At 72.4% G+C, this 14,454-nt stretch carries 13 protein-coding genes; 6 read left to right on the top strand and 7 right to left on the bottom strand.

The features are described from left to right. Positions 1–27: 27 nt before the first annotated feature. Positions 28–1,182, bottom strand: coding sequence for a sensor domain-containing diguanylate cyclase (locus OG819_RS07780; protein ID WP_266648625.1), 1,155 nt, complete (start codon positions 1,180–1,182; stop codon positions 28–30). 101 nt (positions 1,183–1,283) lie between these two features. After that, on the bottom strand, positions 1,284–2,090 hold the full coding sequence (locus OG819_RS07785) for an enoyl-CoA hydratase/isomerase family protein (RefSeq protein WP_266627982.1): 807 nt from the start codon (positions 2,088–2,090) through the stop codon (positions 1,284–1,286). 244 nt (positions 2,091–2,334) lie between these two features. Between OG819_RS07785 and OG819_RS07790 the strand changes: the two genes are divergently transcribed. Further along, the gene (locus tag OG819_RS07790) at positions 2,335–3,510 is read left to right on the top strand and encodes a hypothetical protein (protein ID WP_266648627.1); all 1,176 of its coding nucleotides are present in this window, start codon (positions 2,335–2,337) and stop codon (positions 3,508–3,510) included. Between the two features lie 43 nt (positions 3,511–3,553). Here OG819_RS07790 and OG819_RS07795 read toward each other — a convergent pair whose 3' ends face one another. Together OG819_RS07795 and OG819_RS07800 are read right to left on the bottom strand one after the other, a co-directional pair. After that, a complete protein-coding gene (locus tag OG819_RS07795; RefSeq protein ID WP_266438069.1) occupies positions 3,554–4,636 on the bottom strand; it encodes an adenylate/guanylate cyclase domain-containing protein in 1,083 nt (360 codons plus the stop codon). 529 nt (positions 4,637–5,165) lie between these two features. After that, a complete protein-coding gene (locus OG819_RS07800) occupies positions 5,166–6,062 on the bottom strand; it encodes a biotin--[acetyl-CoA-carboxylase] ligase (protein WP_266648629.1) in 897 nt (298 codons plus the stop codon). A 322-nt stretch (positions 6,063–6,384) separates the two neighbouring features. Here OG819_RS07800 and OG819_RS07805 point away from each other — a divergent pair, with 322 nt between their 5' ends. The 4 genes from OG819_RS07805 (at position 6,385) to OG819_RS07820 (ending at position 9,166) form a co-directional block, all read left to right on the top strand. Beyond that, positions 6,385–7,986 (top strand): acyl-CoA carboxylase subunit beta, encoded by a 1,602-nt coding sequence (locus OG819_RS07805; RefSeq protein ID WP_266627978.1) that lies wholly within the window; start codon positions 6,385–6,387, stop codon positions 7,984–7,986. 24 nt (positions 7,987–8,010) lie between these two features. Beyond that, positions 8,011–8,220: an acyl-CoA carboxylase epsilon subunit gene (locus OG819_RS07810; RefSeq protein ID WP_266436638.1), complete on the top strand. Its 210-nt coding sequence runs from the start codon at positions 8,011–8,013 to the stop codon at positions 8,218–8,220. A 150-nt stretch (positions 8,221–8,370) separates the two neighbouring features. After that, positions 8,371–8,499, top strand: coding sequence for a morphogenic membrane protein MmpB (gene mmpB / locus OG819_RS07815; protein ID WP_096239832.1), 129 nt, complete (start codon positions 8,371–8,373; stop codon positions 8,497–8,499). Between the two features lie 46 nt (positions 8,500–8,545). Further along, positions 8,546–9,166, top strand: a complete 621-nt coding sequence (locus tag OG819_RS07820; protein WP_266648630.1) for a nucleoside triphosphate pyrophosphatase — start codon at positions 8,546–8,548, stop codon at positions 9,164–9,166. Here the strand turns inward: OG819_RS07820 and OG819_RS07825 are convergent, their stop codons facing one another. Continuing rightward, positions 9,167–9,700: a hypothetical protein gene (locus tag OG819_RS07825; RefSeq protein WP_266627975.1), complete on the bottom strand. Its 534-nt coding sequence runs from the start codon at positions 9,698–9,700 to the stop codon at positions 9,167–9,169. 355 nt (positions 9,701–10,055) lie between these two features. Here OG819_RS07825 and OG819_RS07830 point away from each other — a divergent pair, with 355 nt between their 5' ends. After that, a complete protein-coding gene (locus OG819_RS07830) occupies positions 10,056–11,828 on the top strand; it encodes a biotin carboxylase N-terminal domain-containing protein (RefSeq protein ID WP_266648632.1) in 1,773 nt (590 codons plus the stop codon). A 133-nt stretch (positions 11,829–11,961) separates the two neighbouring features. On the opposite strand, the gene OG819_RS07835 is transcribed toward OG819_RS07830, so the two are convergent. After that, a complete protein-coding gene (locus tag OG819_RS07835; RefSeq protein ID WP_323139331.1) occupies positions 11,962–13,080 on the bottom strand; it encodes an AI-2E family transporter in 1,119 nt (372 codons plus the stop codon). A gap of 357 nt (positions 13,081–13,437) precedes the next feature. Beyond that, complete coding sequence (locus OG819_RS07840; protein WP_266436649.1) at positions 13,438–14,400, bottom strand: DeoR/GlpR family DNA-binding transcription regulator; 963 nt, start codon at positions 14,398–14,400, stop codon at positions 13,438–13,440. Positions 14,401–14,454: the final 54 nt, after the last annotated feature.

The raw sequence follows: 14,454 nt of genomic DNA on the forward strand, positions 1-14,454 counted from the left end.
GCCTACGTCACACACGCCCGCGAGAACTCAGGGACGGGGGTGCTCGTGCCGCCCCCGGAAGCGGCGACGTTCGCCCCGCATCGGGGAGGGCGCGTCGGCGAGGCGTACGACCGGGTCGTCCGGTCCCTCGCGCCCGGCGACGACGGGCTTCGCGGCCCGTACCGCCTTCGCGCGGTACTGCGCGGCGTCGGCCAGCCTGAAGAGCCGCCGCGCCGAGCGCACCGGACCGATCGGGTCCGCGGTCGAGGCGACCCCGCACGCGACCCCCTCCCCCAGCTCCAACTCGGCGGCGCGGCGGCACAGTTCGTCGGCGATGCGGACGACCTCGTCGGCCGGCGGCCCGACCGCGAGCAGACAGAACTCGTCACCGCCGAGGCGGGCGGCGAGGGTGCCCGGGAGCATCGCCCCGCACAGCGACAGCACCGACCCGAACCGTTCCAGGAGCCGGTCGCCGACGGCGTGCCCGCGGGTGTCGTTGACGTTCTTGAGTCCGTTGAGGTCACAGACGACGAGACTGACCGCGGCCCCTTCCTGCCGGTGCAGCTCGATGGCCTCGTCCAGACGTACGTCGACGGCGCGGCGGTTGGCGAGCCCGGTGAGGGCGTCCGTGAACGCGAGACGCCGGGCCTCCTCCAGACGCTCGGTCTGGGCGATCCCGGCGGCGACCACGGACGCCAGCACGGTCGCGAAGTCCGCGTCGGCCCGGTCGAAGACGGGGACCGCGGCCGGGCGGGCCACATACAGCTCGCCCCACGCCCGCCCGTGCAGCACGATCGGGGCGACGACGCAGCAGCCGCGGCCGCGCTTGCGCAGGGCCGCGACGCGCTGGTGGCAGTACCCGGCGGGACCGGCCGCCGGCCCGCCCGCGGTCTCCACCCAGGCGTTCGGGCCGCCGCCCCCGGCCCAGCGCTCGTGCAGGAACTCGGTGATCTCCGGGAACTGGTGCACGGGGTAGGCCTCCGCCTCCGGGAACTCCTCCTCGTCCGGCGCGCGTTCGCCCACGTTCGCCAGGACCCGCAGCCGGCCGAGCTCGCGCTCCCACACGGAGAGCGCGGCGAAGCTCCCGGCGAGCGCGTGGCAGGCGCCGAGCGCCGCGGCCCGCCAGGACTCGCGTGGGGTGTGCGCCGCCGCCATCCCCTGCGCCAGCTCCACCACGGCCCTCAGCCGTCTGTCCTCACCCATCACTCCAGGCTAGGGATATTCACGGTGATTCGGGACATTAGTAGGGCGAACAGGGGTCCGAGTGGCCGTACCGGCCGGAGGGCGCCGGGAAGCGCCGGGGACTACTCCCCCGGCCACTGCGGCTTGCGCTTCTCGTTGAAGGCGGCGACTCCCTCCGCGCGGTCCCCCGAGAAGGCGACGGACCGCCAGGCGGCGTCCTCCACCTCCAGGCCCGCGCGCAGGTCGAGCCCCTGCCCGAGCCGCAGCGCGCGCTTGGCGGCGCGCAGGCCGACGGGGGAGTTGGCGGCGATGCGGGCGGCGAGCGTGAGGGCTTCGGCACGGTCACGGCCCGCGTCCACGAGTTCGTCGACGAGGCCCAACTCCCGCGCCTCGGCCGCCTCCAGCCGTCGCGCGGAGAAGATCAGCTCGGCCGCGCGGGCCGCCCCGACCCGCCGCGGCAGCAACTGCGTGCCGCCGCCTCCGGGGATCACCCCGACCGACACCTCGGGCAGCCCGAGCACCGCCGTACGGTCGGCCACGATCAGGTCGCAGGACAGGGCGAGCTCGAAGCCGCCGCCGAGCGCGAAGCCGTGCACGGCGGCGATCGTCGGCATCGGCAGCTCCAGGACGCCGGTGTACGCGGCCCGCGCGACGGGGCGCTGCCGGACCAGGTCGGCATCGCTGAAGGAGTTGCGCTCCTTCAGGTCGGCGCCGACGCAGAAGGCGCGCTCGGCGGTGGAGGTCAGCACGACCACGCGTACGTCTCGCTCGCGGCCGAGCGCCTCGCAGGCGGCCGTGACGGAACGGGCCATGTCCGTGGACACGGCGTTCATGGCCTTCGGCCGGTCGAGGGCGAGCTCCGCGACGTGCTCGTGCCGCCGTACGACGACGAACTCTCCGAACCGCCGCTCGTCCCCTTGCTCCGCCATGACGCCCTCCCGGTGAACGGTTAACGCGGGTTAACTCCCGACGCCTCCGATCATCGCAGCCGCCCCCGCCCCGCGAAACCCGTACCCTCCCCTCCCTTCGACTGCCGCTCCCCGTTCGAGTGACATCCCGCCCAACTCCCGCCCCACGCCCCCAAAAGACGCATAACCTGCGCACCGCCCGGCGCTTCGGGGGACGCAGGCACATCGGGGAGGGATGACCATGACGAACGGCACGACAACAGACGTGACTAAGGAGCCACCGGACACTCCGTGGACCCCGTACACACTGCCCACGGCATGGCGCTCACCGGTCTCTCCGGGAACGGGGCCCTCCGGGGGTGCGGCCGGTTCCTCCGGGCGGCCAGCGGGATCCTCCACGGGGGCGACGGGATCCTCCGGGAGTGCGGTCGGTTCGTTCCGGGGTGCGGCGGGATTCTTCGGGGGTGCGGCGGCCGCGTCGGTGGGGTCGGCGGCCGCTCTCTCCGCGCCCGGCGGCGCTCCGGGCGCCCGCACGGCGGTCGGAGCCGGCACACCGGGCGACCGAGGCGTGTCCGCGGGGGTCCGCGACGCGGCGACCCGCCGGGCGGGGCGTGCGGCGACCGCCAACCCGCTGATCACCCGGCTGCCGGGCGGCCTCCCCGCGGCGGGGCCCGCGGCACCCGGCGGCGCTCCGGCGGGCCGCACGGCGACGGCTGATCCACCGGACGGCCGTGCACCGACCGGTGGCGCGTCCGCGGACCCGGCGGGGGCCGACGGCGCGGCGCCCCGCCGTACGGCACCCGACGGCGCGGTGACCCATCCCGTGGCGGTCGGTGGGGCCGGTGTGGAGGACGAGGCGGCTGGTACGGGCTGGGGACGGTCCGGGCGGGGACGGCACCGTAAGCCGCGGCCCCGGCGGGTGCTGTTCGCCGTGGGTGGGCTCGCGCTGGCCGCGGGGGCGTTGAGCCTGGCGCGGATGGCGCCGGAGTCGGTGGTAGGCGGCGGGGCCGGGAACACGGAGGCCGAGCCGAGGCCCGGAGTCGCCACGGGCGAGGCGCTCGACGCCGCGCCGACCGTCTGGGCCACGCCCTCCACGCATCCCGCGTCCCAGGGCGCGACCCCCGCACAGGTCGCGGTGAGCGCGACCCCGGCCTCGGGTACAAGCCCAGCGCCCAGGGCACCGTCGGCGGCCGCACCGTCATCGGCGGCGGCGATCCCGTCCGCCCGGGCGAACGCCCCCGCGGAAAGCGTGCCGGACACGACCGGCATCCCGACCGCACCCGTCGCCGTACCGTCGCAGCCACATACGCAGCAGCCATCGGCCCCGAGCCCCACCACCCGCGCCCCGGCCCCGTCGCCCAGCCAGAGCGCGCCGGGTCTGTGCGTGCCGATCGTCGGTATCTGCGTGAACGATCTGGCGGGCCCCGCCGGAGGGCATTGACCCATTAGGACGTCGAACCGGAGGGCGTCGAAAGAGACAGGCCTCAGGGCTGGTCGCCGTCGCGGCGGGCCAGTAGCCACGGTTCGACCACGCCGAGGCCACGGACGGGGCGCTGCCACATCGGCTGGAGGGCGAAGTGGTAGTCGGGCGGCTCCTCGCCCTCCTTCTCCGCGGCGGCCGCGGCCTCGGCGGCCTCCGCCTCGGAGGCGGGCGCGTCCCCGGTGCGGATGAGTTCCTCCGCGAAGGCGCCGTCCACCAGGACGGCATCCCGTGGCGCTATCGACGTAAGACGCGAGGCGAGGTTCACCGTCGTACCGAAGACGTCGCCCATGCGGGTCGTCACGGTGCCGAAGGCTATGCCGACGCGCAGCTCCGGCATCGTCTCGTCGTTGGCCATCGTCTCGATGAGGCGCAGGGCGATCTCGGCGGCGACCCCGGCGTCGTCCGCGGAGTACAGCACCTCGTCGCCGAGGGTCTTGATGAGGCGCCCCCCGTGCGCGGCCACCAGGTCGGCGGCGGTGGTCTCGAAGGCCTCGACGAGCTCGCCGAGTTCCTCCTCCTCCATCCGGCGCGTCAGCCGCGTGAAGCCGACGAGGTCCGCGAAGCCGACGGCGAGACGGCGGTCGACCATCTCCTCGTCGTCGCCGGCCTGGACGACCCGGCCGGTCGCGGCGGCGAGCTGGCGCCGCCAGACGTAGACGATGAACTCCTCCAGCTCGGGCAGGAGCAGCTCGATCAGGGGGTACGTGACCTCGGTGCGCGTCATGCCCGGTTCGGGGGGCTCGGTCAAGCCCTCCAGGAAGGAGTCGATCTGCCATTCGGCCAGGCGGGCCGTGGTCTGTCCGGTGGAGCGGGCGACCTGGACGGCCATCGCCTCACTCAGCAGGCCCGCCTCGACGAGACCCGCGAGACGCCGCAGCGCCAGCACGTCGGCCTCCGTCAGCGCCTTGGCCTGGCCGATGTCGGCGAAGCCCATGGCCCGCCAGAAGCGGGAGGCCAGTTCCATGGAGACACCGGCGCTGCGGGCGGCCTGGAAGGGGGTGTAGCGGCGCTCGGCGCCGAGGATGAGCGTTTCGAGGCGGAGCGCGAGGGGGTCCTCGCCGGAGTCGGCGAACTGCTCGTCCATCCGGTTCTGCGCGTCCAGGCGGCTGCGTCCGTCCATCCACCCGGTCGTCTCACCGGTCTTCCCGCCGGTCGTGCCACCGGTCTTCTCGCCGGCCGTCCCACCGGTCTTCCCGCCGGTCGTGCCGCTGGCCGTCCCACCGGCCGTGCCACCGGTCTTCTCGCCGGCCGTGTCACCGTTCGTGTCCACGCGTGCGCCCGCGTCCCCCCGCCCGTTCGCGCCGTGCGGGCCCTGCGCGCCGCTCGTGTCGTCCGCATCGTGGGTGTCGACGCGTGCGGGCGCCGGGTCGGTGACCGACCCGGCGGTACGCCCCGGCTCACCGTCGGGGGCGGGGTGCGCACCCGTGCCGGAGCCCGTGTCGTCGACGGTCACGCCTGCTGCCCTTCCGATCTGCCGCGGTCAGGTATCGACCGCGCTCAACTCTACGGCAGGTGTGCGCTGGCTCACTCCTGACTCGTACGCCCGGTCGGGGCTCGGCACCACGATCGGTTCCGGGCCCCACGGCTGAGTACGGTCCGCCGCCCTCCTCGACTCACGCCGGCCGCAGATGGACGATGTCCCCCGCTCCCACCGGCTGCTGTACACCCTCCTCCGTGGCCAGGACCAGACGTCCGTCCCCGTCCACCGCCACCGCTTCCCCGGTGATCGACGTGCCGCCGGGAAGTTCGGCCCGCACCACTCTTCCGAGGGTCGCGCATCCCGCGGCATACGTCTCCTGGAGACCGGAGGCGACGGGGTCGCCACCCGCAGCGCGCCACTTCTCGTACCACTGCTCCAGGGAGCGCAGGACGGCCCGCAGCACGGTGTCACGGTCCGTGGTCGTGGCGCCCGCGAGGGCGAGGGAGCCCGCGCCGGGCACGGGGAGTTCGTCCGCGCGCAGGGTGACGTTGATACCGATGCCGACGACGACCGCGTCGCTCCCGGCACGCTCGGCGAGGATGCCGCCGGCCTTGCGCTCCTCGCCGTCCACGGTGACCAGCAGGTCGTTGGGCCACTTGAGCGCCGTGTCGACGCCCGCCACCCGGGACAGGGCCGTGGCCACCGCGACCCCGGTGAGCAGCGGCAGCCAGCCCCAGCGCTCGACGGGGACCCCGGTGGGCTTCAGCAGCACGGAGAAGAAGAGGCCCGAGCGGGCCGGTGCGGTCCACTGGCGGTCCAGGCGGCCCCGCCCGGCGTTCTGCTCCTCGGCTACGAGGACGGCGCCCTCGTCGGCCTTCTCCTCCCCCGTGGCGAGGGCGACGAGGTCGGAGTTGGTGGACCCGGTGCGCTGCACGACCTCGACATCGCACCAGAGCCCGTCCTCGCGGACCAGGGCCCGGCGCAGGGCGGTGGCGTTGAGCGGCGGACGGGAGAGGTCGGACCACCGGTCCGACCTCGACTCACCGTGCCCGTCGGAGGGGCTTCCTTCTGCACCTGGTGGCGTCGTCATGCAACCCAGCCTAGGTTTGACATCCTCCGCCCCGCGAGATGGGGACGGATTCCAGCCCTGCCGGGCTGAGGTTCACGGGCGCTCGATCACTCTCGTGATGTCACCCCTCCGGCGTGTCCCGCCGCGAGGTACCCATCCTATGGCCGGTCCCGGTCTCTCCGCGGCCTGATCCGGAGATCTCGTCCCCGCTGAAACCAGAGGGGGAGTGTGGTAAACGCCGCACTGCCGAACCGTATCGGCACCACTACCCTACGAGTCAGTAGCAACCCCCTGAGCACGTCACCCTCATTTTCCCACTGAGCAGGCAGGGAGCCGCACCCCGATGTCCGAGCCGGAAGAGCTGCACCACCCCGACATCCACACGACCGCGGGCAAACTCGCGGACCTGCGGCGCCGCGTGCAGGAAGCGACGCACGCCGGCTCGGCACGCGCTGTCGAAAAGCAGCACGCCAAGGGCAAGTTGACGGCCCGTGAGCGGATCGAGCTGCTGATCGACGAGGGCTCGTTCGTCGAGCTGGACGAGTTCGCCCAGCACCGCTCGACCGACTTCGGCATGGAGAACAACCGGCCCTACGGCGACGGTGTCGTCACCGGCTACGGCATGGTCGACGGCCGCCCGGTCGCCGTCTTCTCCCAGGACTTCACCGTCTTCGGCGGCGCCCTGGGCGAGGTCTTCGGCCAGAAGATCATGAAGGTGATGGACTTCGCGCTGAAGACCGGCTGTCCGGTCATCGGCATCAACGACTCCGGCGGCGCCCGTATCCAGGAAGGCGTCAGCGCGCTCGGCATGTACGGCGAGATCTTCCGCCGCAACACCCACGCGTCCGGCGTCATCCCGCAGATCTCGCTCGTCGTCGGCCCCTGCGCGGGCGGCGCGGTGTACTCCCCCGCGATCACCGACTTCACGATCATGGTCGACCAGACCTCGCACATGTTCATCACGGGTCCGGACGTCATCAAGACGGTGACGGGTGAGGACGTCGGCTTCGAGGAGCTCGGCGGCGCGCGCACCCACAACGCGGTGTCGGGCGTGGCCCACCACATGGCGGGCGACGAGAAGGACGCCATCGAGTACGTCAAGCAGCTGCTGTCGTACCTGCCGTCCAACAACCTCAGCGAGCCCCCGGTCTTCCCGGAGGAGGCGGACCTCGCCCTCACGGACGAGGACCGCGAGCTGGACGTGATCGTGCCGGACAGCGCGAACCAGCCGTACGACATGCACGCGGTGATCGAACACATCCTGGACGACGCCGAGTTCTTCGAGACCCAGGCGCTGTTCGCGCCGAACATCCTCACCGGCTTCGGACGGGTCGAGGGCCACCCGGTCGGCATCGTCGCCAACCAACCGATGCAGTTCGCCGGCTGCCTGGACATCGACGCGAGCGAGAAGGCGGCCCGCTTCGTGCGCACCTGCGACGCCTTCAACGTCCCCGTCATCACCTTCGTTGACGTGCCCGGCTTCCTCCCGGGCGTCGACCAGGAGCACACGGGCATCATCCGCCGCGGCGCCAAGCTGATCTACGCGTACGCCGAGGCGACCGTCCCGCTCATCACGGTCATCACCCGCAAGGCCTTCGGCGGCGCCTACGACGTCATGGGCTCCAAGCACCTGGGCGCGGATCTCAACCTCGCCTGGCCGACCGCCCAGATCGCCGTGATGGGCGCGCAGGGCGCGGTGAACATCCTGCACCGCCGTACCATCGCCGACGCCGAGAGCACCGGAAACGCCGAGGCCACCCGGGCCCGCCTGATCCGGGAGTACGAGGACACCCTCCTCAACCCCTACACGGCGGCCGAGCGCGGCTACATCGACGCGGTGATCATGCCGTCCGACACCCGCTCCCACGTCGTACGGGGTCTGCGTCAGCTGCGCACGAAGCGGGAATCACTCCCTCCGAAGAAGCACGGCAACATCCCGCTCTAGAACCCCGGACCCTTGGGAGCAGACATGACGATCAAGGTCGTACGGGGCAATCCGACCCCGGAGGAGCTGGCCGCCGCCCTGGCGGTGGTCCGAGCGCGCGCCGCGGCGGCGGCCACCACGCCGCCCGGCGCGCCCGGCACCCGTGACTCCTGGTCGGACCCGTCCCGCATAGCCACCCAGCCGCTGCCCCAGCCGGGCCCCGCGGCATGGACACGCACCTACTGGCCCGCCTAGGGCCGTCAGGGGGCCGTAGCCGATCCGGATTCCCGGGTCGGCCCGCACCCCGTCGAGGTCCACCGGCGCGGGCTTGCGCGGCGGCTGTTCGCGCAAGTTGAGTACGCGTACTCAGGCGCCCGGAACCCTCGCCACCGCACGATCGAGGGCATGCTGTGGTCCGACCCGGAGAACGAGCCGCCGAAGGAACTGCGCGACATGCAGGAGATGTTGCGGCGGCTCGGCCTCCTCATGGCGTTGGCCATGCTGCTCGCGATGATCGTCCTCGGCGTGATGTGACACGACGCGATGGAGCGCGACACGCCCGCGCCGATACCCTGACCGCATGACTGATCAGCCGCGCCGCCGCCTCGTGCTCGCCTCGCAGTCCCCCGCCCGGCTCGGACTGCTGCGCCAGGCCGGACTCGACCCCGAGGTCATCGTGAGCGGCGTCGACGAGGACGCCGTCTCCGCCCCGACCCCCGCCGAACTCGCGCTCGCCCTGGCCGAGGCCAAGGCCTCCGTCGTGGCCGCCAGGCCCGAGGTCCAGGGCGCCCTGGTGATCGGCTGCGACTCGGTTCTCGACCTGGACGGCGAGGCGCTGGGCAAGCCCGCGGACGCCGAGGAGGCCACCGCGCGCTGGAAGGCCATGCGCGGCCGGGTCGGCACCCTCCAGACGGGTCACTGCGTCTACGACACGACCGCCAAGCGCTACGCGTCGGCGACCGCGTCCACGGTGGTCCGCTTCGGCGAGCCGACCGACGCCGAGATCGCCGCGTACGTCGCCTCGGGCGAGCCGCTCCATGTCGCCGGGGCCTTCACGCTCGACGGCCGCTCGGCCCCGTTCATCGAGGGCATCGACGGCGACCACGGCACCGTCATCGGCATCTCACTGCCGCTGGTGCGCCACCTGCTGGCCGAACTGGGAGTGGGCATCACCGAGTTGTGGACCCCGCGGGAGAAGTGATCAGGACACGGTCGGCGTCGGGGGCGCCGTGACCGGGGATCCCCCGGTACCGCCGTTCGTACCACCGTTCATTCCGCCGTTCGTGTCTCCGTTTCCGTCCTTGCCGCCCGCGCCGTCGCCCGGCGCGGCGTCGGCGGGACCCACCCCGCGGTCGAACGCCAACAGAGTGAAAACGATCAGCGCGAGCACCACCATCATGAACACGAACGCGCCCCAGCCGACCAGACCCACGGTGAACGCGCCGAGCAGACCGTGCACCACCGCGGCGCTGGTCAGCAGGATGCGGCCGAAGAGGCCCGGCCCGCGGCCGCGCACCGCGACGAGCAGCGCGGCGACGCCGCACAGCGCGAAGTAGAGGCCGAAGAGCAGCCCCCCGACCTTCGACGAGACGGACATCATGTCCGAGTCCAGACCCGCCAGGGACATGTCCTGGCGGTCGACGACCACGCCGAGGAACCAGTTCAGCAGCGCGATGCCGATCGCCTCCACGAAGAGCACGATCGCCGCCACCCACGCCACCGGTCTGCGCACCACCGGTCCCCACCCACTTCCGAGTGCTGTTACCCCAAGTATGTTCGAGACCTCCCGAACGCTACTAACGGGTAAACGCCGGGACAAGGGTTCGGCCGCGGGCAAAGAATCATTGGGCCATTCGTAGGGACTCCACAAAGAAACGCTGTGCGGCGCAGCACGGCCGCACAGAGACCTTGGCCACACAGGAGGGCTAGGGTTCAGCCAAGGATTGCTGCGTACCGCGGTGTGACAAGGGATCTCGCGGGTCGAGCGAGCCTCGAATCACGCTCCGTGTGGGCAAGCTCACCATTGGGGACGGGTCGAAAGGTCGTGTCGGCAGTCCCTAAACTCGGCTTGTTTCAAGGAGGGAGCCATCGTGCGCAAGGTGCTCATCGCCAACCGTGGCGAAATCGCTGTCCGCGTGGCCCGGGCGTGCCGGGATGCCGGGATCGCGAGCGTTGCCGTGTATGCGGAACCAGACAGGGACGCTTTGCATGTCCGGGCGGCGGACGAGGCGTTCGCTTTGGGCGGTGACACCCCCGCCACCAGTTACCTGGACATCGCCAAGGTCCTCCAGGCCGCCAAGGACTCCGGCGCGGACGCCATCCACCCGGGCTACGGCTTCCTGTCGGAGAACGCCGAGTTCGCCCAGGCGGTCCTGGACGCGGGCCTGACGTGGATCGGCCCGCCCCCGCAGGCCATCCGTGACCTCGGCGACAAGGTCGCCGCCCGCCACATCGCCCAGCGCGCCGGAGCCCCCCTCGTCGCGGGCACCCCCGACCCGGTCAGCGGCGCCGACGAGGTCGTCGCCTTCGCGCGGGAGCACGGGCTGCCGATCGCGATCAAGGCCGCCTTCGGCGGCGGCGGACGCGGTCTGAAGGTCGCCCGCACCCTCGAAGAGGTTCCCGAGCTGTACGACTCCGCCGTCCGTGAGGCGGTGGCCGCGTTCGGCCGCGGCGAGTGCTTCGTCGAGCGCTACCTCGACAAGCCCCGCCACGTCGAGACCCAGTGCCTGGCCGACACCCACGGCAATGTCGTCGTCGTGTCCACGCGTGACTGCTCGCTCCAGCGCCGCCACCAGAAACTGGTGGAGGAGGCCCCCGCGCCGTTCCTGTCCGAGGCCCAGGTGGCGGAGCTGTACTCCTCCTCCAAGGCGATCCTCAAGGAAGCCGGCTACGTCGGCGCCGGCACGGTGGAGTTCCTCGTCGGCATGGACGGCACGATCTCCTTCCTCGAGGTCAACACCCGCCTCCAGGTCGAACACCCGGTCACCGAGGAAGTCGCCGGCATCGACCTGGTCCGCGAGATGTTCCGCATCGCCGACGGCGAGGAACTCGGCTACGGCGACCCCGTCCTGCGCGGCCACTCCTTCGAGTTCCGCATCAACGGCGAGGACCCGGGGCGCAACTTCCTGCCCGCCCCCGGCACGGTGACGCTGTTCGCCCCGCCGTCGGGTCCGGGCGTGCGCCTGGACGCGGGCGTCGAGTCCGGCAGTGTGATCGGCCCGGCCTGGGACTCCCTGCTCGCCAAGCTGATCGTCACCGGCGCCACCCGCGAGCAGGCGCTCCAGCGCGCCGCCCGCGCCCTGGAGGAGTTCCAGGTCGAGGGCATGGCGACGGCCATCCCGTTCCACCGCGCGGTGGTCCAGGACCCGGCCTTCGGCCCCGAACTGACCGGATCCGCCGACCCGTTCACGGTCCACACCCGCTGGATCGAGACCGAGTTCGTCAACGAGATCCCCGCCTTCACGGCCCCCGCGGACACGGAGGCCGACGAGGAGCCGGGGCGCGAGACGGTCGTCGTCGAGGTCGGCGGCAAGCGCCTGGAGGTCTCGCTGCCGTCCTCGCTGGGCATGTCCCTGGCCCGCACCGGCCTCGCCGCCGGCGCCAAGCCGAAGCGCCGCGCCGCGAAGAAGTCCGGCCCGGTGGCCTCCGGCGACACCCTCGCCTCGCCGATGCAGGGCACGATCGTCAAGGTCGCGGTCGAGGAGGGCCAGGAGGTCAAGGAGGGCGACCTCGTCGTCGTCCTGGAGGCCATGAAGATGGAACAGCCCCTCAACGCCCACCGCTCCGGCACCATCAAGGGCCTGAGCGCGGAGGTCGGCGCGTCCATCACCTCCGGCGCCGTGATCTGCGAGATCAAGGACTGAGACACGGCCGTACGGCATCCGAAGCGCCCGGGGGACTGAGCAGTCGGTCACCCGGGCGCTTCGGCTTTCCCCCGGGGGGCGGGAAAGCGTCCCCCTGCGGAGGGGCGACGTCGAGCAGGTGCTCGCGCCCGTGTCAGCCGGGTGAGCGGCCGGGATGGTCCGGCTCGGGCCGGGCCCGCATCGCGCCGCTCACGGACCAGGCGACCGACACCATCGGGACGGCCACGACCGCGCCGATCACCCCGGCGAGGATGCCGCCCCCGATGACGGACACGGCCACGACCACCGGGTGCAGCCGGACCGCCCAGCTCAGCACGAGCGGGTGCAGGACATGGCCCTCGATCTGGCCGACGACCACGATCAGGGCGAGCACCGCGAGCGCGACGACCGGCCCTCGTGAGGCGAGCGCGACGACCGTGGCCACGGCCAGCGCGATGGGCGAGCCCACCAGCGGGATGAACGCGGCGAAGAACTCCAGCAGGGTCAGCGGCAGGGCCAGCGGCACGCGCAGCGCGAACAGGGCGATCCCGACCAGTACGGCGTTGGTGGCGGCCACGATGATGATGCCGCGGGTGTATCCGGCGAACGTCCGCCACGCGACCCGTCCCGCGCGGCCCCAGCCATCCCGGGCGCTCTCGGGCAGCAGGCCCTGGAACCAGTGCCAGAACCTGTCCCCGGAGTGGATGAAGAACAGCGAGCAGAACAGGGCGAGCACCGCTCCGGTCAGTACCTCCACCGCCCGCCCGACGCCGCTGAGCGCGCTGCTGATGAGTGTGGAGCGGTGCTCCGAGAGGTACTTCGTCACCTTGCCCTGAAGATCCGACAGCACGGTGGGGCGGACGCGGAAGGGAGGGCCCTCCAGCCACCGCTGGATCCGGTCGATGCCCCCGGCGAACTGCTGCCCCAATCGGCCCGACTCGCTCGCGACCAGGCTGCCGACCAGTGCCAGCAGCCCGAGCACCAGTACCAGGCTGCCCACCACGCTCACCACGACGGCCAGCGGCCGGGGCACGTGCCGCGCCAGCAGATCGGCGAGGGGACGCAGCACCGAGGTCACGACCAGCGCGAGGAACAGCGCCACGGCGACCAGTTGCAGCCGGCCCAGGATCTTGAAGGCCGCGTACACGGCCGCCCCGAGCACCAGCAGTCGCCATGCGTACGCCGCGGCCACCCGCAGCCCCTGGTTCACCGGCGCGTCGGCGCGCTCCGCGGTACGCCGGATCGCCGTCCCCGCCGTACGGGCCCGTGCCACCGCCCCCACTCCTCGGGCGGGCCGACTTCCCAGCACGACGTACCGCATCCGTCGCCGGTGCGAACGGCGCGATCCGTCGTTCACCTGTGCGTCACCGCCTCCCGTCGCCGTGTCAGGGACAGGTTGCGGGTGGACGCGGAGCCGTCGCAAGCCGGGATATACGCGGATGAACCGCCCCCGTGGACCGTGAGCTGGGCCGCGTCCCCGTATCGCGGCCGGGGTGACGGTCGAGTGGAGGGTGCCCGGCGTACGCCATACGGCCCACGCAATCCACGCCCGACGGCCGTGAGCCCGGGCCGGGTGGGTGGGTACCGCGCTCCCGGCCCCGTCAGCGCCGGGGCACGCCGGTCGAATCGGTCAGCGGCGGCGCAAATCCGCCACTCGCGCCCGCTCTCCCGGTGACTGCTCGCCCAGGACGGTAGCGCTGCGCAACTGCGGCCCCGCACCCGGCACCTGGCCGCGGCGCGGACCGGGGAGGGGCATGTCCCGGCGCGGCTGGCGCCCCGCCGGGGCCGTGTCTCCTCCCGCGCCGGCACCCGACTGCCCGGCCACCGCGATCTGTACGCCCTGGTCCGCCAGGGCCTGCAGTTCGGTGGCCGCTCGGTCGTCGTGCGCGGGCGGCTCGTCCGTGACCAGGCGGGTGATCAGATCGGTCGGCACCGTCTGGAACATGGTGTCGGTGCCGAGCTTGGTGTGGTCGGCGAGGACGACGACCTCCGCGGCGGCCTGCACCAACGCGCGGTCGACGGACGCCGACAGCATGTTGGAGGTGGACAGGCCGCGCTCGGCGGTCAGCCCACTGCCGGAGAGGAAGGCCCGCGAGACCCGCAGCCCCTGGAGGGACTGCTCGGCGCCGCTGCCGACCAGGGCGTAGTTGGAACCGCGCAGGGTGCCGCCGGTCATCACGACCTCGACGCGGTTGGCATGGGCCAGCGCCTGTGCCACCAGCAGGGAGTTGGTGACGACGGTCAGCCCGGGCACCCGCGCGAGCCGGCGCGCCAGCTCCTGCGTGGTGGTGCCCGCGCCCACCACGATGGCCTCGCCCTCTTCGACGAGACCCGCGGCGAGATCGGCGATGGCCGTCTTCTCGGCGGTCGCGAGATGCGATTTCTGCGGAAAGCCGGACTCCCGCGTGAACCCGCCCGGCAATACCGCACCGCCATGCCGGCGGTCGAGGAGTCCTTCTGCCTCCAGTGCGCGCACGTCCCGCCGTACGGTCACTTCGGAGGTCTGGACGACGCGGGCGAGCTCACGGAGCGACACGGCCCCGTTCGCTCGCACCATTTCGAGGATCAATTGGCGACGTTCTGCAGCGAACACGAAACTGACAGTAACCCCAACGACCGTCTGCTTTCAGCAGTTTGCGCCGAATAA

The organism is Streptomyces sp. NBC_01549 (assembly GCF_026339955.1).
In the GTDB taxonomy this organism is placed as follows: Bacteria; Actinomycetota; Actinomycetes; order Streptomycetales; family Streptomycetaceae; genus Streptomyces.